General features: G+C 74.8%; 20 protein-coding genes. 10 read left to right on the top strand and 10 right to left on the bottom strand.

Translation table 11 applies throughout. From position 1 onward, the window contains the following. Window positions 1–109: 109 nt before the first annotated feature. The gene (pheA, locus tag ACWCOM_RS06735) at window positions 110–1,072 is read right to left on the bottom strand and encodes a prephenate dehydratase (RefSeq protein WP_454547968.1); all 963 of its coding nucleotides are present in this window, start codon (window positions 1,070–1,072) and stop codon (window positions 110–112) included. Continuing rightward, window positions 1,069–1,404, bottom strand: a complete 336-nt coding sequence (locus ACWCOM_RS06740; RefSeq protein WP_454547969.1) for a rhodanese-like domain-containing protein — start codon at window positions 1,402–1,404, stop codon at window positions 1,069–1,071. The genes pheA and ACWCOM_RS06740 overlap by 4 nt, the downstream gene beginning before the upstream one ends. Window positions 1,405–1,626: 222 nt before the next feature. On the opposite strand from ACWCOM_RS06740, the gene ACWCOM_RS06745 reads away from it, so the two are divergent. The 3 genes from ACWCOM_RS06745 to gabT all read left to right on the top strand — a co-directional run bounded on the left by ACWCOM_RS06745 (window position 1,627) and on the right by gabT (window position 6,499). Beyond that, entirely contained in the window at window positions 1,627–3,102 is a 1,476-nt protein-coding gene (locus ACWCOM_RS06745; protein ID WP_454547970.1) for an APC family permease, read from the top strand. Between the two features lie 344 nt (window positions 3,103–3,446). Then, window positions 3,447–4,985: an NAD-dependent succinate-semialdehyde dehydrogenase gene (locus tag ACWCOM_RS06750; protein WP_454547971.1), complete on the top strand. Its 1,539-nt coding sequence runs from the start codon at window positions 3,447–3,449 to the stop codon at window positions 4,983–4,985. Window positions 4,986–5,074: 89 nt separating this feature from the next. Continuing rightward, entirely contained in the window at window positions 5,075–6,499 is a 1,425-nt protein-coding gene (gene gabT, locus ACWCOM_RS06755) for a 4-aminobutyrate--2-oxoglutarate transaminase (protein WP_454547972.1), read from the top strand. On the opposite strand, the gene ACWCOM_RS06760 is transcribed toward gabT, so the two are convergent. Then, window positions 6,424–6,801: a hypothetical protein gene (locus ACWCOM_RS06760; protein ID WP_454547973.1), complete on the bottom strand. Its 378-nt coding sequence runs from the start codon at window positions 6,799–6,801 to the stop codon at window positions 6,424–6,426. The genes gabT and ACWCOM_RS06760 overlap by 76 nt on opposite strands. Before the next feature lie 136 nt (window positions 6,802–6,937). Here ACWCOM_RS06760 and ACWCOM_RS06765 point away from each other — a divergent pair, with 136 nt between their 5' ends. Further along, window positions 6,938–8,533, top strand: coding sequence for an amidase (locus ACWCOM_RS06765; RefSeq protein WP_454547974.1), 1,596 nt, complete (start codon window positions 6,938–6,940; stop codon window positions 8,531–8,533). On the opposite strand, the gene ACWCOM_RS06770 is transcribed toward ACWCOM_RS06765, so the two are convergent. Next, the gene (locus tag ACWCOM_RS06770; protein WP_454547975.1) at window positions 8,530–8,724 is read right to left on the bottom strand and encodes a hypothetical protein; all 195 of its coding nucleotides are present in this window, start codon (window positions 8,722–8,724) and stop codon (window positions 8,530–8,532) included. The two genes, ACWCOM_RS06765 and ACWCOM_RS06770, sit on opposite strands and share 4 nt — an antisense overlap. Window positions 8,725–8,898: 174 nt before the next feature. On the opposite strand from ACWCOM_RS06770, the gene pgm reads away from it, so the two are divergent. Continuing rightward, complete coding sequence (pgm, locus tag ACWCOM_RS06775) at window positions 8,899–10,533, top strand: phosphoglucomutase (alpha-D-glucose-1,6-bisphosphate-dependent) (protein WP_454547976.1); 1,635 nt, start codon at window positions 8,899–8,901, stop codon at window positions 10,531–10,533. Between the two features lie 16 nt (window positions 10,534–10,549). Here pgm and ACWCOM_RS06780 read toward each other — a convergent pair whose 3' ends face one another. Next, window positions 10,550–11,215 carry a metal-dependent transcriptional regulator gene (locus tag ACWCOM_RS06780; RefSeq protein ID WP_454547977.1) on the bottom strand — a complete coding sequence of 222 codons (666 nt, stop codon included), beginning with the start codon at window positions 11,213–11,215 and terminating at the stop codon, window positions 10,550–10,552. Between the two features lie 185 nt (window positions 11,216–11,400). Here ACWCOM_RS06780 and ACWCOM_RS06785 point away from each other — a divergent pair, with 185 nt between their 5' ends. Together ACWCOM_RS06785 and ACWCOM_RS06790 are read left to right on the top strand one after the other, a co-directional pair. Continuing rightward, the gene (locus ACWCOM_RS06785) at window positions 11,401–11,583 is read left to right on the top strand and encodes a hypothetical protein (RefSeq protein WP_454547978.1); all 183 of its coding nucleotides are present in this window, start codon (window positions 11,401–11,403) and stop codon (window positions 11,581–11,583) included. 150 nt (window positions 11,584–11,733) lie between these two features. After that, window positions 11,734–12,450, top strand: coding sequence for an ABC transporter permease (locus ACWCOM_RS06790; protein WP_454547979.1), 717 nt, complete (start codon window positions 11,734–11,736; stop codon window positions 12,448–12,450). A gap of 3 nt (window positions 12,451–12,453) precedes the next feature. Here the strand turns inward: ACWCOM_RS06790 and ACWCOM_RS06795 are convergent, their stop codons facing one another. Continuing rightward, a complete protein-coding gene (locus ACWCOM_RS06795) occupies window positions 12,454–12,714 on the bottom strand; it encodes a CDGSH iron-sulfur domain-containing protein (RefSeq protein WP_454547980.1) in 261 nt (86 codons plus the stop codon). Then, a complete protein-coding gene (locus ACWCOM_RS06800) occupies window positions 12,711–13,772 on the bottom strand; it encodes an iron-containing redox enzyme family protein (RefSeq protein WP_454547981.1) in 1,062 nt (353 codons plus the stop codon). Before ACWCOM_RS06800 ends, ACWCOM_RS06795 begins: the two co-directional genes overlap by 4 nt. Before the next feature lie 188 nt (window positions 13,773–13,960). Between ACWCOM_RS06800 and ACWCOM_RS06805 the strand changes: the two genes are divergently transcribed. Continuing rightward, the gene (locus ACWCOM_RS06805) at window positions 13,961–15,334 is read left to right on the top strand and encodes a uracil-xanthine permease family protein (RefSeq protein ID WP_454547982.1); all 1,374 of its coding nucleotides are present in this window, start codon (window positions 13,961–13,963) and stop codon (window positions 15,332–15,334) included. Window positions 15,335–15,475: 141 nt separating this feature from the next. Further along, the gene (locus ACWCOM_RS06810) at window positions 15,476–15,979 is read left to right on the top strand and encodes a hypothetical protein (RefSeq protein WP_454547983.1); all 504 of its coding nucleotides are present in this window, start codon (window positions 15,476–15,478) and stop codon (window positions 15,977–15,979) included. On the opposite strand, the gene ACWCOM_RS06815 is transcribed toward ACWCOM_RS06810, so the two are convergent. Beyond that, window positions 15,874–17,199 (bottom strand): erythromycin esterase family protein, encoded by a 1,326-nt coding sequence (locus tag ACWCOM_RS06815; RefSeq protein ID WP_454547984.1) that lies wholly within the window; start codon window positions 17,197–17,199, stop codon window positions 15,874–15,876. The genes ACWCOM_RS06810 and ACWCOM_RS06815 overlap by 106 nt on opposite strands. After that, the gene (locus ACWCOM_RS06820; protein ID WP_454548022.1) at window positions 17,196–18,554 is read right to left on the bottom strand and encodes a phosphoribosyltransferase family protein; all 1,359 of its coding nucleotides are present in this window, start codon (window positions 18,552–18,554) and stop codon (window positions 17,196–17,198) included. Before ACWCOM_RS06820 ends, ACWCOM_RS06815 begins: the two co-directional genes overlap by 4 nt. Window positions 18,555–18,826: 272 nt before the next feature. Here ACWCOM_RS06820 and ACWCOM_RS06825 point away from each other — a divergent pair, with 272 nt between their 5' ends. Beyond that, entirely contained in the window at window positions 18,827–19,381 is a 555-nt protein-coding gene (locus ACWCOM_RS06825; protein ID WP_454547985.1) for a hypothetical protein, read from the top strand. A 19-nt stretch (window positions 19,382–19,400) separates the two neighbouring features. Here ACWCOM_RS06825 and ACWCOM_RS06830 read toward each other — a convergent pair whose 3' ends face one another. After that, window positions 19,401–20,453 carry an enoyl-CoA hydratase/isomerase family protein gene (locus ACWCOM_RS06830; RefSeq protein WP_454547986.1) on the bottom strand — a complete coding sequence of 351 codons (1,053 nt, stop codon included), beginning with the start codon at window positions 20,451–20,453 and terminating at the stop codon, window positions 19,401–19,403. Window positions 20,454–20,459: the final 6 nt, after the last annotated feature.

The following is a 20,459-nucleotide window of genomic DNA, read 5'->3' on the forward strand; positions in this document are numbered from 1 at the left end:
GGGGGTCGGTCGACACCGGCTGAAGATCGCGGGAACGGACGCTCCCGCACCACCCATGGTGCATGCATTCGCAATAGCTAACAAGCGGCGAGCGGTGCGGGACGCTCCGTTACGCGGGGGCGGGCCCGCCGTCCGCCGCCCCGGGGCCCTGCAGCGCGGCCACCCAGGCGGCGGCCTCGCGGAAGGCGCCGTCGGCGTGGTGCCGGGCCACGGTGGCGGCCTTGCGGTCGGCGCGCGGGTAGGAGCCGAGGAACCGGGTGCTCGGGCAGACCCGGCGCAGGCCCACCAGGGCGTCGGCCACGCGGGCGTCGTGCAGGTGCCCGTCCACGTCGATGCTGAAGAAGTACTCCCCGAGGACGTTGCCCGTGGGCCGGGACTCGATCCGGGAGAGGTTCACCCCGCGGGTGGCGAACTGCTCGAGGATCTCCATCAGCGCCCCGGCCCGGTCCTCCCACAGCGGGACGACCAGCGTGGTCCGGTCCGCCCCGGTGCGCGGCGGCAGGGGCGCGTCCGGGCGGGCCACGAGCACGAAGCGCGTCACCGCGGCCCGGTTGTCCCCGATGTCCTCGGCGAGCACCTCCAGCTCGGGGTGCCGCTCGACGACCACGGGTGAGCAGACCGCGGCCTCGAAGCCGGGCTCCGCCCCGGCACCGGGCAGCAGCGGCAGGGCCGCGGCCGCCGTGGAGGACGCCGGGACGTAGCCGGCGCCCGGCAGGTGCTCGTCCATCCAGCCGCGCACCTGTGCCCAGGCGTGGGAGTGCGTGGACACGGTGCGGACGTCGGCGAGGGTCGTGCCCGGGGCGGCCACGAGGACGAAGCTGACGGGCACGAGCGCCTCGCGCACGATGCGCAGGTCGCTGCCGGTGGCCACGGCGTCGAGGGTGGCCGTCACCCCGCCCTCCACGGAGTTCTCGATGGGGACCATCGCGGCGTCGACCTCGCCGGCGCGCACGGCCGCGAGCGCCACGGGCACGGAGGACACCGGGCGGCGCTCGGCCTCCCGCGCGCCCTCCACGCCGAGCAGGGCGGCCTCCGTGAAGGTGCCGGCGGGGCCCAGGTAGGCGTATCTCAACGGACGGTCGGCGTCTCGTCCGTCTCGGACACCATGGGCTTGCCGGCGTCCATCCACGCCCCCATGCCGCCCAGGACGTTGACGGGGTCGAAGCCGTACTGCTGGAGGTAGGCCGTGGCCCGCAGGGACCGGCCGCCGCTGCGGCAGATCACGTAGACGTCCTCGTCCGCGGGCACCTCGCCGTAGCGCTCGGGGAGCTGGCCCAGCGGGATGTGCTGGGCGCCGGCGATGTGCCCGGCCTCCCACTCGGTGTCCTCGCGCACGTCCAGGATGCGCGCGCCCTCGGGGATCTCCTCCACCGAGGCGCTGGGCAGGTTGTCCAGGTTGTCCATCGTGCGGGTCCTCTCGTTGCGGATGGGTCTGCGCTGACCAGCCTAGTCCGCGGCCGGGTGGGCGCCCACGCCTGCGGGTCCCGGCCCGCAGGGCGCGGGCCGTCCAGGTGGCTCACAGAAACGCAACAATGGCTGTGTACCCTCTTTCCCGGCCGCCCGGACCCCGCGCGGCCCCTCCCCATCGGACACCCCCGGTGTCCTCGACACGAAGGATGCACGGCCATGAGCAGCAACGACACCCGGGGCGCGGCACCGCCCTCCCCGGACCGCGAGGACCACGGCTTCAAGAGGGTCCTCGGGCGCCTCGACGCGATCGGCCTCGGCTTCGGCGCGATGATCGGCTTCGGCTGGGTCATCCTCACCGGCGACTGGCTGGTGGAGGCCGGCACCATGGGCGCCGTGCTCGCCCTCGTGACCGGCGGCCTGATCATGGCCGTGGTCGGCCTCGTCTACGGCGAGCTCGTGGCGGCCATGCCGTACGCGGGCGGGGAGCACAACTACCTGCTGCGCGGCATGGGGGCCCGGTGGGCCTTCATCGGCTCGTGGGCCATCACCGGCGGCTACATCACCATCGTGGCCTTCGAGGCCGTGGCCGTGCCCCGCACGGTGCAGTACATCTTCCCCGGCCTGAGCCAGATCCCGCTGTGGACCGTCGCCGGCTTCGAGGTGAACCTGACCTGGGCCCTGGTGGGGGCGCTGACCGCCGTCCTGATCACCGGGGTCAACATCCGCGGCGTCAAGCACGCGTCCACGGTGCAGATCTTCGTGATCCTGTTCCTGCTGATCGTGGGTCTGATGATGATCTTCGGGGCGTTCACCCGGGGCTCGGTCGCCACCATGGAGCCCTTCTTCACCAGCGGCACCGCGGGCTTCTTCCTCGTGCTCGTCACCGTCCCGTTCCTGTTCGTGGGCTTCGACGTCATCCCGCAGGTCTCCGAGGAGATGCACCTGCCGGCCAAGCAGCTGGGCGGGACCATCATCGTCTCCGTCCTGCTCGCCGCGGCGTGGTACGTCATGGTCGTGCTCACCACGTCCTCGGCGATGTCCGCCGCGGACATCGCCGGCGCGGACATCGCCGTGGCCGACGCCATGGGGGCCATGTTCAGCAGCACCACCGTGGCCAACCTGCTCATCGCCGGCGGCCTCGCGGGCATCCTCACCTCCTGGAACTCGCTGCTCATGGGCGCGTCCCGCCTGCTCTGGGCGCTCGGCAACTCCCGGATGGTGCCGCAGTGGTTCGGCCGGCTGCACCCCAAGTACGGCACCCCCGCCAACGCCCTGCTGTTCGTGGGCGCCCTCTCGTTCGTGGCGCCCTTCTTCGGCGCGGAGATGCTGGGCTGGCTGGTGGACTCCGGCTCCCCGTCGATCGTGATCGCCTACGCCCTGGTCTCGGTGGTGTTCGTGATCCTGCGCCGCCGCGAGCCGGACATGGACCGCCCCTTCAGGATCGGCGGCCGCAGCCACGGCGGCACGGCCATCGGCGTGCTCTCGGTCGTCCTGTGCGTCGGTCTCATCAGCCTGTACCTGCCCGGCATGCCCGCGTTCCTGAGCGCGCCCGCCTGGGCCATCTTCGGGCTGTGGTGGCTGCTCGGGCTGGTCTTCCTGCTCCGCATCCCCACCGGGATCCGCCCCGGCGTCGACGCCGAGCACCGCCTCGTCGCCGAGGTCGACCGCCGGCGCGGCCGCGCCGGGGCCTGATCCCGGCCGGTCCCGCACCGGGCCCGGGCGGTGTGACCGCACCACCCGGGCCCTGTGCACCATGCCTGTCCAGACGCCAAAAGTTCAGCACTGCGCCCTCCGGTGGGAGCGCTAGTCTGAGCTCGTCGACGGGCTGACGGGCCTCCCGGCAGCACCCGACGAGCGGCCCGGCACCCGGTGCGGCGGTCCTACGGAACATCGGGCCCGCGACGGTCGTCCGGGGACTCGTACCATGGACGTGCGGGCCCGACGTCGTCGCCCGCCCGTCCGACCATCCCGTTGACGCACCGTGCAGGCACCGGCCCCGGTGCCCGGGGCGTGCGTCGAGCTAGAGAGGCTGATACATGAGCATCACGGAGAAGGCCGCCACGGCCGCTTCCCTCCAGGAGCGCGTGAGCGCGCTGCTGGCCGCCACCCCCACCGGGCTGCTGATCGACGGCGTCTGGCGCGACGCCTCCGACGGGGGCACCTTCGAGGTGGAGAACCCGGCCACGGGCGAGGTCATCGCGACGATGGCCTCGGCCACCCGCGAGGACGCCGCCGCCGCCATGGACGCCGCCGCAAACGCCCAGGAGTCCTGGGCGCGCACCCCCGCCCGGGAGCGCTCGGAGATCCTGCGCCGGGCCTTCGACCTCGTCCAGGAGCGCGCGGAGGACCTGGCGCTGCTGATGACCCTGGAGATGGGCAAGCCCGTGACCGAGGCGGCCGGCGAGGTGAAGTACGGGGGTGAGTTCCTGCGCTGGTTCTCCGAGGAGGCCGTGCGCGACTACGGCCGCTACCTCGACACCCCCGAGGGCAACCTGCGGATGCTGGTGACCCGCAAGCCGGTGGGCCCGTGCCTGCTGATCACCCCGTGGAACTTCCCGCTGGCCATGGCCACCCGCAAGGTCGCCCCGGCCGTGGCCGCCGGATGCACCATGGTGCTCAAGCCGGCCCGGCTGACCCCGCTGACCTCCCAGTACTTCGCGCAGATCATGATCGACGCCGGGATCCCGGCCGGGGTGCTCAACGTGGTCTCCTCCAAGTCCGCCTCGGACGTGTCCGAGCCGATCATGGCCGACCCGCGGCTGCGGAAGGTCTCCTTCACGGGCTCCACCCCGGTGGGCAAGCAGCTGATGAAGGCCGCCACCGACAACGTGCTGCGCACCTCCATGGAGCTCGGCGGCAACGGCCCGCTGATCGTCTTCGAGGACGCCGACATCGACAAGGCCGTCACCGGGGCGATGGCCGCGAAGATGCGCAACATGGGCGAGGCCTGCACCGCCGCCAACCGGCTGCTCGTGCACCAGGACGTCGCCGAGGAGTTCATCGCCAAGCTCGCCGAGAAGATGTCCGCCCTCACGGTGGGCAACGGGGTCGAGGACGGGGTGCAGGTCGGCCCGCTCGTGGAGGCCAAGGCCCGCGACTCCGTGGAGGCCTTCGTCGAGGACGCCGTGGCGCGCGGGGCGCGCGTCGTGGTCGGCGGCAAGCGGGTGGACGGGCCCGGCTACTTCTTCCAGCCCACCCTGCTGGCCGACGTGCCCACCGACGCGCGGGCGGTCACCGAGGAGATCTTCGGGCCCGTGGCGCCGGTGGTCACCTTCGCCACCGAGGACGAGGCCGTGGAGCTGGCCAACGCCACCGAGTACGGGCTGGCCTCCTACGTGTTCACCGAGAACATCTCCCGCGGCCTGCGCATCGGCGACCGCATCGAGTTCGGCCTGATGGGCCTCAACGTCGGGGTGATCTCCAACGCGGCCGCCCCGTTCGGCGGGGTCAAGCAGTCCGGCCTGGGCCGGGAGGGCGGGGCCGAGGGCATCGCCGAGTACACCTCCACCCAGTACATCGGCGTGGAGAACCCCTGGGCCGACGTCCCGAACCCCGGCACCGGCACCCCCGCCTGATCCCCCGTCCCCGGACGGACCGTTCCACCCCCGGTGCGGTCGCCGCGCTCCCGCGGCGACCGCACCCCCTTCCCGAAAGGACGTCTCCCATGACCGAGACCCTGCCCGACATCCAGTACCGGCTGGAGCAGGTGCGCCGCATCGAGGGCACGCTGCCCGGACCCCGCTCCCAGGAGCTGTCCGCCCGCCGGCAGGAGGCCGTGGCCTCCGGCGTGGCCTCCAGCGTGCCCGCCTACGCGGCGGACGTGGACGGCGGGATCGTGCTCGACGTCGACGGCAACCAGCTCGTCGACCTCGGCTCCGGCATCGCCGTGACCACCGTGGGCGCCTCCGCGCCCGCCGTGGTCGCCCGCGTCAAGGAGGCCGTGGAGCACTTCACGCACACCTGCTTCATGGTCACCCCCTACGAGGGCTACGTGGCCGTCGCGGAGAAGCTCGCCGAGCTCACCCCCGGGGACTTCCCCAAGAAGGCCGCGCTGTTCAACTCCGGTTCCGAGGCCGTCGAGAACGCCGTGAAGATCGCCCGGGTGCACACCGGCCGCCAGGCGGTCGTCGTCTTCGACCACGCCTACCACGGACGCACCAACATGACCCTCGCGATGACCGCCAAGGTCATGCCCTACAAGCAGGGCTTCGGGCCCTTCGCCGGCGAGGTCTACCGCGTGCCGGTCTCCTACCCCTTCCGCGACCCGGAGGGCATGACGGGCGCCGAGGCCGCCCGCCGCGCCCTGCTCCAGGTGGAGAAGCAGGTGGGCGCGGGCAACGTGGCCGCCGTCGTGATCGAGCCCGTCCAGGGCGAGGGCGGCTTCATCGTGCCCGCCGAGGGGTTCCTGCCGGCGCTGTCCCAGTGGTGCACCGACAACGGCGCCGTGTTCGTCGCCGACGAGGTCCAGGCCGGCGTGGCCCGCACCGGCAAGTGGTTCGCCGTGGACCACGAGGGCGTGGTGCCCGACCTGATCACCGTGGCCAAGGGCGTGGCCGGCGGCATGCCGCTGTCCGGCGTCGTGGGCCGCGCCGAGATCATGGACTCCGTGCACGCCGGCGGCCTCGGCGGGACCTACGGCGGCAACCCCGTCGCCTGCGCCGCCGCCCTGGGGGCCCTGGAGACCATCGAGGAGTGGGACCTCATCGCCCGTGCCCGCCGGATCGAGGAGATCATCCGCGAGGAGCTGACCCCGGTGGCCGAGGAGACCGGCATCGTCGGGGAGATCCGCGGCCGCGGCGGCATGATGGCCCTCGAGTTCGTGCTGCCCGGCGGCAAGGAGCCGGACGCGGACGCCGCCAAGGCCATCGCCGCGGAGTGCATGGCGCAGGGCGTCATCATCCTGACCTGCGGCACGTTCGGCAACATCGTGCGCCTGCTGCCCCCGCTCGTCATCGGCGAGGACCTGCTGCGCGACGGCCCCTCGTGCTCGTCTGCGGGCGGGCCCGGGCGCGGTCAGCCGGAGCAGCGCTCCTGCAGCGCCCGGGCCTCCCGGGCGACGCTGAGCATGGACCGTTCGCCCTGCCGGTAGTCCTCGACGGCCTCGCGGATCGAGGTGATCTGCCCGGAGAGCTCGGGCGGGGCGGTGGCGGCGAGGTCCTCGACCTCGGCGAGCAGCCCGGCCGGGTCCTCCCGGAGCCGCTCCGGAGCGGTGCGCGCCGCCTCCAGCACCCGGGCGCAGGTCTCCTCCACGGTGTCGACGCCGGCCTCCGCCGACGCGCCGCCGGACCCGGCCTCGCGGTCGAAGAGGGAGCAGCCGGTCAGGGCCAGGAGCAGGGCGGCCGCCGCCGCGGCACGGGCCACGGCGGGACGGGACGGGCGGGCGGTCGGCACGGTGGGCCTCCGGTGCGGATCGGGGACCGCGGGTCGCGGTCCGGGCGCCCTCACCCTACTAGCCTGGGCAGCACACCCCACAGTGTGTCCCGGACCGCCGTCCCCGGAGCGCCGTGGCCGAGGAGCAGGAGCCGCCGTGACCGGGATCGGGGACCTCACCGCCGTGCAGCTGCGGGACGCGCTCGCGCGCGGCGAGCTGGGCGCGGCGGAGACCGCGGCGTTCTACCTCGACCGGATCGAGGAGCGCAATCCGCAGCTGGGCGCGTTCGTGCACGTGGCGCACGGACCGGCGCTCGAGCGGGCGCGCGCCCTCGACGCCCTGCCCGCCGGCGCGCCCCGCGGACCGCTGCACGGGGTGCCGCTCGCGGTGAAGGACCTGCACGACGTCGCCGGCATGCCCACCGGCTACGGCTCCGCGGCCGTGGCGGAGCCCGGCACCGCGGCGCCGGCCGCCGCCCGGGACGACGACCTCGTGGCCGTGCTGGCGGCCTCCGGCGCCGTGTGCCTGGGCAAGACCCAGGTGCCCGAGTTCGGTCTCAACTGCTACTCCGAGAACCTCGTGGCCCCGCCCGCGCGCAACCCGCACGACCCCGGCACCGGCGCCGGCGGATCCTCCGGCGGGCAGGCCGCCGCCGTGGCAGCGGGCATGCTGCCCCTGGCCCCGGGCTCCGACGGCGGGGGCTCCGTGCGCATCCCGGCGGCGGCGTGCGGGCTGGTGGGCCTGAAGCCCAACCGCGGGCGGGTGCCCACCGCGGACGCGCAGTCGGACGCCGCGCAGCTCGTGGTCAACGGACCCATCGCCCGCACCACCGAGGACGCGGCCCTGCTGCTGGACGTGCTCTGCGCCCCGGTCCCCGGCCCGGCCCACGGCAACGTGGTGCACCGGGCGGTGGCCGCCGCGCCGCAGCCCTCCTTCCTGGAGACCGTGCGGGCCGCCCGCCGGGGGGACCCGCCCTGGGGCGGGCGGCCGCTGCGGATCGGGGTGAGCACCGCCTCGCCGTTCGACACCGTCTACGACATCGAGGTCTCCCCCGAGGCGCGGGCCGCCCTGGACGCGGGGATCGCCCGGCTGCGGGCGGCCGGGCACGAGGTCGGCGAGGCCTCGATCGGCTACGACCCCGAGTACCCGGGGGCCTTCTTCGACGTCTGGACCACCGCGATGGGCACCGCGCCCCTCGACCACGGGCAGGCGCAGCGGCTGACCGGCCTGGCGGCGGCCTTCCGCGCCCGCGCCCTGCGCCGCTCGGCCGTCGACCTGGCGCGGGCCGTGGGCACGCTGCGCCGGATCGAGCAAGAGGTGATCCGGGCGTACGGGGCCTGGGACATGGTCCTCACGCCAGCGCTGGCCCTGCCGCCGCGGCCCCTGGGCTGGTACTGGGCAGGGTACGGGCAGGACGACCCCGCCGGCGCGGACCAGGACTACATGCGCCAGTGCCAGTACACGCCGTGGACCTCGATCGTGAACGTGGTGGGTCTGCCCGCGGTGACCGTCCCGACGCTGTGGACCGGCCCGGCCGGCGGTCCGGTCGTGCCCATGGGCGTCCAGCTCGTCGGCCGCCCCAGCGCGGAGGCGCACCTGCTCGCCGTCGCCGCGCAACTGGAGGCCTCCCCGGCGCACCGGGCGCCGCGCCACGGGGCGGGCGGCAGGCCGGACGGGGATGCGGGCCGTGGAACGCCCGCCCGCCGACCGGGACCGGTCGGCGGGCGGGCGCCCGGCACCGCGGTGGACTAGGAGTGGCCCAGGGCCACGTCGCCCGCTCCGGGGTCGTCCCCCGGCTCGGTGGCCGCCTCGGGGTCCTCCTCCGGCTCGAAGCCGGTCCGGTCGTCGTCGGTGGTCAGCCCGATGCCCTGGTCGTTGTCCGGGACGGTGCCCTCCGGGCCCTTGCCCGAGCCCTCGGTCGTCTCGTCGGATGCTTCGCTCATGCTGCCGGCCTCCTCGCTGGGTCGTGCGCTCGCTGGTGCCCTCATCCTCGCCCACCGGCCCCGATTCCTCCAGCCCCGCCACCGCGGCTCGCGCAGAGCGGAATCACCGCAACCTGGCGACCAGATCGCGCGCCCGCCTCCGCCAGCCGACGGCCCGGCGGTAGGTTGGGCGGCATGACAAATCGAGCGGGCACCGTCGCCCAACCCAGTGACCTCGTCGACCTCGGCAGGCTCCTCGACGCCTACACGGACGTCGTGCCCGACCCCTCCGACCCGGACCAGCGCGTGGCCTTCGGCACCTCCGGGCACCGGGGCTCGTCCCTGCGCGGGTCGTTCAACGAGCAGCACATCGCCGCGATCACGCAGGCCATCGTGGAGTACCGCGCCGGCCAGCGGATCACCGGGCCCCTGTTCATGGGCAAGGACACCCACGCGCTCTCCGGGCCCGCCCAGGACACCGCGCTCGAGGTCCTGGCCGCCAACGACGTCACCGTCCTGCTGGACTCCCGCGACGGATACGTGCCCACCCCGGCGCTGTCCCACGCGATCCTCACCCACAACACCGGCCGGGCCGAGGGCATGGCCGACGGCATCGTCATCACCCCCTCGCACAACCCGCCCTCCGACGGCGGCTTCAAGTACAACCCGCCCAACGGCGGCCCCGCGGACACGGACGCCACCGAGTGGATCGCCCGGCGCGCCAACCAGTTCCTGGAGAACGGCATGGCGGGGGTCCGCAGGGTGCCCCTGGCGCAGGCCCGCGCGGCGGGGACCACCGGCGGCTACGACTTCCTCGAGGAGTACGTGCGGACGCTGCCGGAGGTCATCGACCTCGACGTGGTCCGCGACTCCGGGCTGCACATCGGCGCCGATCCCATGGGCTCCGCCTCCGTGGCCTACTGGGGCGAGATCGCCCAGCGCTTCGGGCTGAACATGACGGTCGTCAACCCCGCGGTGGACCCGCAGTGGGCGTTCATGACCCTGGACTGGGACGAGAAGATCCGGATGGACTGCTCCTCCCCCTCGGCCATGGCCTCCCTCATCGGCAACCGGGACAAGTACGACATCGCCACCGGCAACGACGCCGACACCGACCGCCACGGCATCGTGACCCCGGACGCGGGCCTGATGAACCCGAACCACTACCTCGCCGTGGCGATCGACTACCTCTTCCGGAACCGCACCGGCTGGTCCCCGGAGGCCGGGGTCGGCAAGACCCTGGTGTCCTCCTCGATCATCGACCGCGTCGCGGCCTCCCTGGGCCGGGACCTCGTGGAGGTGCCGGTGGGCTTCAAGTGGTTCGTGCCCGGCCTGATGGACGGCTCGATCGGCTTCGGCGGCGAGGAGTCGGCCGGCGCCTCCTTCCTGCGCACGGACGGCTCGGTGTGGTCCACCGACAAGGACGGGATCATCCTCGCGCTGCTGGCCTCGGAGATCACGGCCCGGACGGGGAAGACCCCGTCCCAGCGCTACGCCGAGCTCACGGAGGACTTCGGCGCGCCCGTCTACCAGCGCATCGACGCGCCCGCGACCCGCGAGCAGAAGGCCGCGCTGAAGCAGCTCTCCCCCGCCCAGGTGGAGGCCGACGCCCTGGCCGGGGAGCAGATCACCGCCAAGCTCACCAACGCCCCCGGCAACGGCGCGGCGATCGGGGGGCTGAAGGTCACCACCAAGAACGCCTGGTTCGCGGCCCGCCCGTCCGGCACCGAGGACGTCTACAAGATCTACGCGGAGTCCTTCCTCGGGGAGGAGCACCTGGCGCAGGTCCAGCAGGAGGCCAAGGCCCTGGTGGACGGCGTCATCTCCTGAGGCGGCCCGGCCCGGCTCAGGGCCGCGGCCGGACCCAGACCGCCTCGGCGGCCAGGAGGCCCAGCTCGACGACGGCCCCGCCCACCGTCACGGCCACGGCCCGGGACAGGTGCTCGCCCAGCACGAGCTCCGTCCCGGGCCGGATCCCGGCCTCGCCGAGCCGGCGCAGCCGGTCGGGGTCGGCGTCGGAGACCCGGGCCACCACCACGGTGGTGCCCGGCGGGACGTCGGCCAGCAGCACGGCCGTGGCCGGCGGCACGGTGCCGTCCCGCCCCGGGATGGGGTCCCCGTGCGGGTCCCGCTCCGGGTGGCCCAGGAGGGCGTCCACCCGGGCGATGAACTTCTCGCTCACCGCGTGCTCGAGCACCTCGGCCTCCTCGTGCACCTCGTCCCACGCGTAGCCGAGCCGGGTGGCGAGGAAGGCCTCGAGGATCCGGTGGCGCCGGACCATCTGCACCGCGACCTCCCGGCCCCGGTCCGTCAGCACGATCCCCGCGTGCTCGGTGCGGCCCAGCAGGTCCTGCGCGGTGAGCTTCTTGACGGCCTCCGAGACGGTCGACGGGGACAGACCCAGCCTCTGGGCCAGGCCGGTGGTGGTCACCGGGTCGGCCGACCACTCCTGGGCCAGCCAGACGGTCTTCAGGCAGTCCTGGACGGACCGGTTGAGCTCCTCCGCGCGCATCCCACCAGGGTAGCGAGCCGCGGGGCGCTGCACCCGGGGACCGGGGTGCGGACGCGGCGTGCCCCGATAGCACGGGAGACGCCCGGAACCGCCCGTGTTGCGCGCCGTGACGACGGTCCGGACACGCCGGGAGGCGGGGCCCGGCCTGGAACCCGTGCCCGTACCCGAGCTACACCGAGGAGCTCGTGCGTGCCATGCAGGAAACCGTGGTCGACGCCCCGGCCGGGTTCCTCGACGGCCTCGACCCGGCCGCCGCCCACCGCGAGCTCGTCGACGACACGCTCGTGACCCGCTGCATCGAGAAGGTCGGCGGGCTGGGCGTCTTCGGCCTGACCGGCATGACCCGCACCGAGGAGATCGCCCCATGAGCGCCCCGCACCGGACCCCGCAGGACGCCCCGGGGACCCCCACCGACCTCGACGACGTCGCCCGCACCGGGCCCGGCCGTCCCGCCCCCGCGCGGGCGGCCCGGCGCGCCGGCTCCCGCGGGGCCGACCCGGCATGGGGGGGTCTTCGGGGTGCTGGCCACGGTCGCCGCGTGGTGGGCGTTCACGCACGCCGCGGCCGGGGCCAGCACGATGGTCGCCGCGTTCCAGCCCGAGCGCATGCCCGGCGCCGTGGCCTCGCTGGTCGAGCGGGGCGTGGTGCTCCAGGACGGTCTGACCAGCCTGTGGCGGCTGCTGTGCGGGCTGGCCGTCGCCACGGTGATCGGGGTGCCGCTGGGCCTGCTCGTCGGGTCCTCCCGCCGCTTCCGGTGGACCAGCACTCCGGTGGTGCAGTTCCTGCGCATGGTCTCCCCGCTGTCCTGGGCGCCGGTCGCCGTGGCCCTGCCGGGGGTGGGCGACGCGCCCGTCGTCTTCCTCGTGGCCGCCGCCGCCGTCTGGCCGATCACCATGAACACGGCCGCGGGCGTGACGGCGCTGGACCCGCTGCACCTGCGCGTCGCCGAGACGCTGGGGGCCACCCCGGTCGAGCGGCTGTGCACCGTGGTGCTCCCCAGCGTCCGGCCCTTCGTCATGACCGGCGTGCGGCTCGCCCTGGGGATCTCGTGGGTGGTCATCGTCCCCGCCGAGATGCTGGGCGTCAGCAGCGGCCTGGGCTACGAGATCCTCAACGCCCGGGACCGGCTGGCCTACGACGAGATGCTCGTGGTGATCCTCGTCATCGGCCTGCTGGGCATGGTCCTGGACGGGCTCGCCCAGTGGCTGCTGCGCGAGCGGGCGCCGCGGCGCTGAGGCTCAGCGGGCCCGGAAGCGGGCGCGCTTGTGCGAGCCGTCGCAGAAGGGCTTGATGGAGGAGGCCCCGCACCGGCACAGCGCCACGGTGGCCCGCCCGGGGTCGATGGGGCGGTCGTCCCCGTCCAACAGCTGATAGCCGCCGCGCACGAGCAGCGGGCCGTCGGGGCACACGGTGATCGACACCGGCTCCGCGGGCCCGCCGGGCGCGGGCTCCCGGAGCGGCTCCTGGTCCCGGCCCTCGGGGGCGCGCTCCGCGCTCACCGCACCAGCTCCGCCGCACCGGGCACGGAGGACTCCGCCGGGGCCGGGCGCAGCGCGGACTCCCCCGCCTCCCAGCGGTCCAGCGCGTGGCGGGCGGCGAGCGCGTCCAGGTGCAGCACGCAGCGCGCGCCGAAGAAGACGTCCGCCGCGACGGCGGGATCCTCGACCACCAGCCCCCCGGCCATGTCCCGCGCGGCGATCTGCTCGTGGGCGGCGTCGGCCTCCACATGCTCGTCGTAGAACGCGGCCGCGGCCGGCAGGCCCAGGCGGTGGAAGCCGCGGGCGAGGAACTTGGAGGGCACCGACGACGTCATCTCGTACATCGCCAGGTGGCCGACCACCGCCCCGCGCAGCCGGCGGTGCAGGCCGAACATGCTGACGGTGTTCACGCCGGCGAGCCACGGCGCGGGCACCCGGTCCACGGCGCTGCCGTAGGCGTCGTCGAGGCCGGCCTCGCGCATCCCGGCCGCGAACAGGGCCGCGTGCATCCGGGCGGCGTTGCCGCCCCCGTACTCGTCGATCTGGATCTCGATCAGGCCGGCCTTCGCCCGCCCGGCCAGCCGCGGGATCCCCCAGGTGTGCGGGTCGCCCTCCATGAGCTGGTAGACGGACTTCAGCTGCAGGAACTCCCGCGCCTGCGCGGCGTCCGCCCGGCCGGAGAGGTGGCGCGCCAGGCTCGGGCCGTCGTCGTCGGCGGCCATGGCGAACAGCGCGTCCGCGACCGCCTGCGGAGTGCCCGGCACGGTGTCGGCGGGCAGCTCCGCGCGCAGCTGCGCCTCGAGCGCGTCCGAGAGGATCCCGCGCGTGCGCAGCAGCTCGGGGTCGCTCTCCCAGCGGTCGTCGACGCCGTCGATGCCCTGGTAGTGCAGGGCGTGCAGGAGGAACAGGCTGAGCTGGACGTCGTCGTCGGCCAGCACGCCGTCCGCGCGGGACACGGCCGCGCGGGCGGCGTCCGGCAGCGCCGCGGCCCCGGACTCCGCCGCCGGGGTGCCGGGCGCCTCCCCGAGCACCGCGAGGAGGTCCTCGCCCAGCGGGCCTCGTGGCTGTGGCTGACGCATGTGTCGACTCCTGTCCGTCCGGTGGGGTGAACCGGCCACCATCATAGTTTCCATCACCGTGCTGATCATATGGAGGGGGTCCGACACCGCCGTGCCACGGCCCCGGGGCCCTCTCCGCGCGCCCGGGGCACCGAGTACAGTGGTGGGGGCCCGGCTCCGGGCTGCACCCCGCCGTCGAGGAGACCCGCATGAGTTCCCCCGTGAGTTCCCCCGTGCCCGGACGGACCACCGCCGCCGCCCGCCTCGGCCTGGGCTGGCGCCTGCACGGCGACGGGCGCACCGTCACCCCCGGGGAGGTCGTCACGCCCCGTGAGCGGCTCACCTGGCCCCGGACCGTCACCATCGGCGCGCAGCACGTGGTGGCCATGTTCGGCGCCACCTTCCTGGTGCCGCTGATCACCGGCTTCCCGCCCTCCACGACGCTCTTCTTCTCCGGGGTGGGCACGATCCTGTTCCTGGTGGTCACGGCGGGACGGGTGCCCTCCTACCTGGGGTCCTCCTTCGCGTTCATCGCACCGATCAGCGCCTCGACGAACCAGTACGGCCCCGGCGGGGCCCTCGGCGGCGTCCTCATGGCCGGCGCGGCACTGTTCCTCATCGGTCTCGTGGTGCAGTTCGCGGGCACGTCCTGGCTCCAGCGGCTCATGCCGCCCCTGGTCACGGGCACCATCGTGGCGCTCATCGGCTTCAACCTGGCCCCGTCCGCCAAGGACAACTTCATGCGGGCCCCGGTCACCGCCCTGGTGACGCTGGCCTCCATCATCCTCGTCTCGGTGCTCTTCCGCGGCCTGCCCGGGCGCCTGTCGATCCTGCTCGGCGTGTGCATCGGCTACGTCACGGCGGTGCTGCGCGGGGAGGTGGACTTCTCCGTGCTCGGCACGGTGTGGCGGGAGCAGGGGCTCTTCGGGCTGCCCCCGTTCCAGGCCCCCGAGTTCCACCTGCCCCTCATGGGCCTGTTCATCCCGGTGATCCTCGTCCTGGTGGCCGAGAACATCGGCCACGTGAAGTCGGTGGCCCTCATGACCGGCGACGACCTCGACCCCTGGATCGGGCGGGCCATCATGTCCGACGGGCTGGCCACCGTGGTCGCCGGCTCGGGCGGCGGCTCCGGGACCACGACCTACGCCGAGAACATCGGCGTCATGGCCGCCACGCGCGTCTACTCGACGGCGGCCTACTGGGTGGCCGCCCTCGTGGCGGTCCTGCTCAGCGTCTTCCCCGTGTTCGGCGCCGCCGTGGCCACGGTCCCCGCCGGCGTCCTCGGCGGGGCGGCCACGGTGCTGTACGGGATGATCGGCATGCTGGGCGTGCGGATCTGGGTGCAGAACCGGGTGGACTTCTCCAACCCGGTCAACCTCACCACCGCCGCGGTCGCCATGATCATCGGCATCGCCGACTACACGTGGGAGGCCTTCGGCCTGCAGTTCGCGGGCATCGCCCTGGGCACCGCCGCCACGCTCGTGGTCTACCACCTCATGGCGGCGCTGGCCCGCGGGCGGGGCACGGTGGGCAGCGACCCGCTCGCCCCGGACACCACCCGCCTGCCCTCCCCGCTGGGCTGAGCCGCTCCTCTTCTACCCGTCGGTAGAGGAAATGTGCGCCCAGGAGGCCGCATTTTCCCGTGACGTCCGTCACCCGTCCCCTAGCGTGGGGTGCGGGTCGAGCGGCCGGTCACGCTCGACGCACCGCGGGAGAGGAACCACATGCACCACAGACTGTCCGTCCTCGTCCAGGTCGACCTGGACGGCCAGCACGTCCGGCTCGTCGTGACCGGGTGCGTCACCGAGCTCAACCACCGCGCGCTGTGCCCGCTGGTCCGCCGCGCCCGCACCCTGGTGCCGGGGATCGCGGTGGTCGTGGACACCACCTCCGCCCACCACGTCGAGCCCGCCGCCGTGGACCTGCTGCGCTGGGCCGCGGAGCACGACGACGCCGTGCAGGGCACCCCGCCCGTGCGGTTCGTGCTGCCCGACGAGCTGCCCGCCCACGGCACCGTCACCCGGATCGCCGCGTGGGCGCCCGGCCGGGGCGCGCCCGGGCCCGCGGGCACCCGCCACACCGCACCGCGCCGCACCGCGCCCCGGGCCCGGCGCCGCGGGCCTCAGAAGCCGGAGGGCTCGGTCCCCAGCTCGGGCTCCTCCGGCGGCGGCTCGTGCGCCAGCGGGCGCAGCGCCGAGGTCTCCTCGAACCACAGCAGGGCGTCGTAGCGCTCCCCCATGCGGGTGGGGACGTAGTTGCCGGCCTCGCGCCACGGGTGGTACACCACCCCGATGGCCCGGTGGCCGAGCCGCCCGGACAGCCAGGCACCGGAGCGGTCCCGGCCGAACACGAGGACCGCCGGCTCCCCGAGGGCCCGGTGCAGGAGGTCCTCGGAGGAGCCGGACCGGGCCTCGGGCACGCCCACGACCTCCTCGGCCGCTCCCCAGGACTCCGCCGCGACCACGGTCCCGCGCCAGCCCGCCATGCCGACGAGCACCACCTCGGGGACACCGTGCCGCTCGCGCAGCAGCTGTCCCACGTTGACCAGCCCGGCGTCGAACATGTCCGTGGCCCGGGCGTCCCCCACGTGCGAGTTGTGCTCCCACACGAGCCCCTTGGCGCCGGGGCCGTGGTGCCGGGAGAGCAGCTCCGCCGTGTCGGCCATGTGCTCGTCGCGCACGTTCCAGGACTGCCGGTCCCCGCGGACCATGGTGCGGTAGTAGCGCTCGGCGTCGGTGGCGACCATGGCGTTGAGCGCGACGTCGAACGCGGCGGGGTCGCCCTCCGGCCGGTCGAGCGTGCGCCGGCGGACCTCGGCCAGGAGGGCGACGACGTCGGCCTCGCAGCTCTCGGGCACGATCCGGGTGCTCCACGCGTACTCGTGCGGGTCCTCGTGGTACGGGACGAAGCACTGCCACGCCTGCAGCGCGGCCGGCAGGGCCTCGGGCGCGTGGTTCCCGAGCCAGGCGATGACCTCCCGCAGCGAGTCCCACAGCGAGTACACGTCCAGCCCGTAGAAGCCCACCTGCTCCGCCTCCGGCCGGCGCGCGTTCTCCGCCCGGAGCCAGTCGAGGAACTCGGCGACCTCCTCGTTCGCCCACATCCAGCGGGGCCAGCGGCCGAAGCCGGCCAGGACGCCGCGGGCGTCGAGGTCCTGCTCGGCCTGTCCGCGCACCCACCGGTTCAGCCGCCAGCAGTCGGGCCAGTCGCCCTCCACCCCGATCCAGGTGAAGCCGTGCTCCTCGATGAGCCGGCGGCTGAGCAGCGCCCGCCACCGGTAGTACTCGTGGGTGCCGTGCGAGGCCTCCCCCACGGCCACGAACCGGGCCCCTGCGCAGCGCTCGACGAGCAGGTCGAGGTCCGGGGCGCCCGCCAGCGGTGCGGCCAGGGAGCGGATCCCGGCGAGGACGTCGGCGGCCCGGGACCGCTCGTGGGCGGCGGGGGTCACCGGGGGTCTCCGCCGGTGTGCTCCCGGACCGGCGCCAGGTGCCGGAGGAACCAGTCGCGGGCCAGCCCGGCGGCCTCGTCGAGCGTGCCGGGCTCCTCGAACAGGTGCCCGGCGCCCTCCACGACGGCCAGCCGGGTGGGGCACCGCAGGGACTCCTGCGCCCAGCGGTTGAGGCCGAGCACCTCCACGTCCCGGCTGCCGACGACCAGCAGGGTGGGCGCCCGCACGAGGCGCAGCCGCTCCCCCGCGAGATCGGGGCGGCCGCCGCGGGAGACCACGGCCGCCACCGGCGCCCCGGGCTCGGCCGCCGCCCACAGGGCCGCGCCGGCCCCGGTGCTCGCCCCGAACCAGCCGACCGGTGACGCGGCGGAGCCCGGCTGCTCCCGCAGCCAGGCCGTGGCCAGCAGCAGCCGGCGGCCGAGCAGCTCGACGTCGAAGACGCGGGCGCGCTCGGCCTCCTCCTCGTCCGAGAGCAGGTCGAGCAGCAGGGTGCCCAGACCGGCCCGCTGCAGCACGGAGGCCACGTACTGGTTCCGCGGGCTGAGCCGGCCGCTGCCGCTGCCGTGGGCGAAGACCACCACCCCGGCGCCGGGGGCCGGCAGGTGCAGACGGGCCTCGAGCCGTCCCGCCCCGGCCGGGATGCGCACCTCGACGTCCACGGCGTCCCCGGCGTCCTCGGGCGCGGCGGCGCCGCGCCCGGGGGGCAGCTGCGCCTCGTGCCGGCGGCGGGCGGCGTCCAGCAGGGCGACCACCTCGTCGTCCTGCGTCGCGGAGAAGTCGCGGTAGTGGTGGCCCACGGCCGCGAAGTACGGCGGGGTGGCCAGGCAGACCACCTCGTCGGCCTCGGTCACCCGGCCGAGGGCCTCCTCCGGGGCCACCGGCACCGCCAGCACCACCCGCCCGGCGCCCAGCTGGCGGGCGATCCGGCAGGCCACGCGCGCGGTGGCGCCGGTGGCGATGCCGTCGTCGACGACGAGGGCGGTCCGGCCCGTGAGGTCGACCCGTTCCCGTCCCTCCCGGAACCGGGCGGTGCGGGCCTCGAGCACGGCGCGCTCCCGCTCCTCGATCCGCTCCAGCTGCGCGTCCGTCACGCCGAAGTACTGCAGGGTGCGCTCGTCGAGCACCCGGGCGCCCTCCTCGCCGATGGCGCCCATCGCCAGCTCCGGCTGGGAGGGGACCCCCAGTTTGCGGACCACGATGACGTCGAGCGGGGCGTCGAGCACCTGGGCCACCTCGTGGGCCACGGGCACTCCGCCGCGGGGCAGGCCCAGCACCACCACGTCCGGGCCGCGCCGGGGCAGCAGCCGCCTGCCGAGCCGGCGCCCGGCGTCGGCCCTGTCCTCGAAGACCACCATGTCTTCCACCACCCCTCCGGCGGGTGCGTCCCGCCGTCCCGGCGCCGCCTCGTGCCCGGCCGCGGGCACCGCGGACCGGACGCCGGAGCGGACGCTTCCAGCGTAGGCAGGGGCGGAACGCGGCGGAAGATCCGCCCGCCAGGTGACGGACGTGGACATCGCCGCGGGCCGGGCCGATAATGCGAGCACCTGGGGCCGGCGGCGGACCGTCCGGCCCGCACGCACGATCCCGCACGCACGATCCCGCACGGCGGGAGGACGGAGCACGCCGCATGGGCGACCGCACGCAGACCCGGACCGTGGGCACGGTCTACGCGGTCGTCCTGGGAGCGCTGATCGCGCTGTTCGTGGGGCTCGGCGTCAGCACGGTCCACCCCGGGCCGCGGGAGCCGCAGGCGGCCCCGGAGCTCGTCGCCGCGCAGGAGGTGCGCGAGCTGACCGCGGAGGAGCAGCAGCAGTGGGCGGGGCACCTGCGGGACCGGGAGGTGTGGGAGGAGCGGTTCCTGCGGCACAGCCGGGACGTGGGCCTGATGGTCCTGGTCGTCGCCGTGGTGCTGCTCGGGCTCGGCCTGCTGGTCGGGCGGCGCGGGCCGGTGCTGGGCGACGGGATCCTGCTGGGCGGGCTGTTCACCCTCCTCCACAGCGTGGTGCGCAGCCTGATCTCCCAGGACACCCTCGTCGGCTTCGGGGTGGTCACGGCGTCCCTGGTGGCGGTCCTGTTCCTCGGCTACCGCCGCTTCGTGGACCGGCCCACCGGCTCCGGGGGGACGGCCGGCCCGGTGGGCGCGGTGGTGGGGCGCAACGGCAAGGACGCCGCCCACCGCTGAGCGCGCCGGGCGGACCCGGTCACAGCGGAAGCGGCAGCTTCTCGTCCAGCACGGCCCGGACCGCGTCGACGTCGACGTCGGCGACGGAGGCGTGCTCCCACGCCGGGGCGTTGTCCTTGTCCACGAGGACCGCGCGCACGCCCTCCGCGAAGTCGGGCCGGGCGATCGTGTCCGCGGCCAGGCGCAGCTCCCGCTCCAGGCAGGAGCGCACGCTGCCGTCGGCGGCGCCGCGCTCCAGCAGCTCGAAGGTGCGCACCAGGGAGGACGGGCTCATGCCCGTGAGGTCCTCGGGGGCGGCGGCGACGATCTCCGGCAGGGTGGGGGCCCCGTAGCGGTCCTCGATCTCCTCCCACCGGGCCACGACGGGCGAGGGCCCCGCCTCGCGCGCGTAGCGGGCGAGGGCCTCGGCGGGCCCCTCCTCCACCACGGCCGCCGCGAGAGCGGGGAAGTCCTCGTCGGCCACGAGGACGTCGGCCAGTCCGAGCGCCACGGCGTCCGCGCCGCCGATCCGCTGCCCGCCGAGGGCGAGCCAGCGCCCCACGGCCGGGCTCGACTCCCCCCGGCGATCCGGGCGGGAGACGCGCGGCAGGAACCAGGAGGCCCCGATGTCGGTGAAGAAGCCGATCTTCGTCTCCGGCATCGCCATGACGGTCGATCCGCCGACCACGCGGTGGGACCCGTGCACGGAGATGCCCATGCCGCCGCCCATGCAGATGCCGTTCATGAGCGCCACGTAGGGCTTGGGGTAGTCCGCGATCAGACAGTCCAGGGCGTACTCGACGGCGAAGACCTGCGTCGCCGCCCCGACCTGCCCGCCGCGCACGGCGTCCCGCACCTGCCGGATGTCACCGCCGGCGCACCAGGCCCGGTCGGAGGCCGAGGTGACCAGGACGTGGCGCACGGCGTCGTCGTCCTTCCACGCGTCCAGGGCGGCCTTCAGGTCGTGGTACATCTGCGCGGTGAGCGCGTTGAGCTGGCGGGGACGGTTGAGCACGAGGTGCCCGGTCCCGTTGCGGACCTCGGCGAGGACGTGCTGGTCGGTGTCCGCGGGCGCGGCGGCGGTGTGGGTCATGGCCCC

It is taken from the genome of Kocuria sp. KH4 (assembly GCF_053711175.1).

Bases quoted from the DNA above. Each gene is read 5' to 3' on its own strand.
- ACWCOM_RS06740 (WP_454547969.1), bottom strand. From the start codon at position 1,404: ATGGACAACCTGGACAACCTGCCCAGCGCCTCGGTGGAGGAGATCCCC.
- ACWCOM_RS06745 (WP_454547970.1), top strand. From the start codon at position 1,627: ATGAGCAGCAACGACACCCGGGGCGCGGCACCGCCCTCCCCGGACCGC.
- ACWCOM_RS06750 (WP_454547971.1), top strand. From the start codon at position 3,447: ATGAGCATCACGGAGAAGGCCGCCACGGCCGCTTCCCTCCAGGAGCGC.
- gabT (WP_454547972.1), top strand. From the start codon at position 5,075: ATGACCGAGACCCTGCCCGACATCCAGTACCGGCTGGAGCAGGTGCGC.
- ACWCOM_RS06770 (WP_454547975.1), bottom strand. From the start codon at position 8,724: ATGAGCGAAGCATCCGACGAGACGACCGAGGGCTCGGGCAAGGGCCCG.
- pgm (WP_454547976.1), top strand. From the start codon at position 8,899: ATGACAAATCGAGCGGGCACCGTCGCCCAACCCAGTGACCTCGTCGAC.
- ACWCOM_RS06780 (WP_454547977.1), bottom strand. From the start codon at position 11,215: ATGCGCGCGGAGGAGCTCAACCGGTCCGTCCAGGACTGCCTGAAGACC.
- ACWCOM_RS06800 (WP_454547981.1), bottom strand. From the start codon at position 13,772: ATGCGTCAGCCACAGCCACGAGGCCCGCTGGGCGAGGACCTCCTCGCG.
- ACWCOM_RS06805 (WP_454547982.1), top strand. From the start codon at position 13,961: ATGAGTTCCCCCGTGAGTTCCCCCGTGCCCGGACGGACCACCGCCGCC.
- ACWCOM_RS06810 (WP_454547983.1), top strand. From the start codon at position 15,476: ATGCACCACAGACTGTCCGTCCTCGTCCAGGTCGACCTGGACGGCCAG.
- ACWCOM_RS06820 (WP_454548022.1), bottom strand. From the start codon at position 18,554: ATGGTGGTCTTCGAGGACAGGGCCGACGCCGGGCGCCGGCTCGGCAGG.
- ACWCOM_RS06825 (WP_454547985.1), top strand. From the start codon at position 18,827: ATGGGCGACCGCACGCAGACCCGGACCGTGGGCACGGTCTACGCGGTC.
- ACWCOM_RS06830 (WP_454547986.1), bottom strand. From the start codon at position 20,453: ATGACCCACACCGCCGCCGCGCCCGCGGACACCGACCAGCACGTCCTC.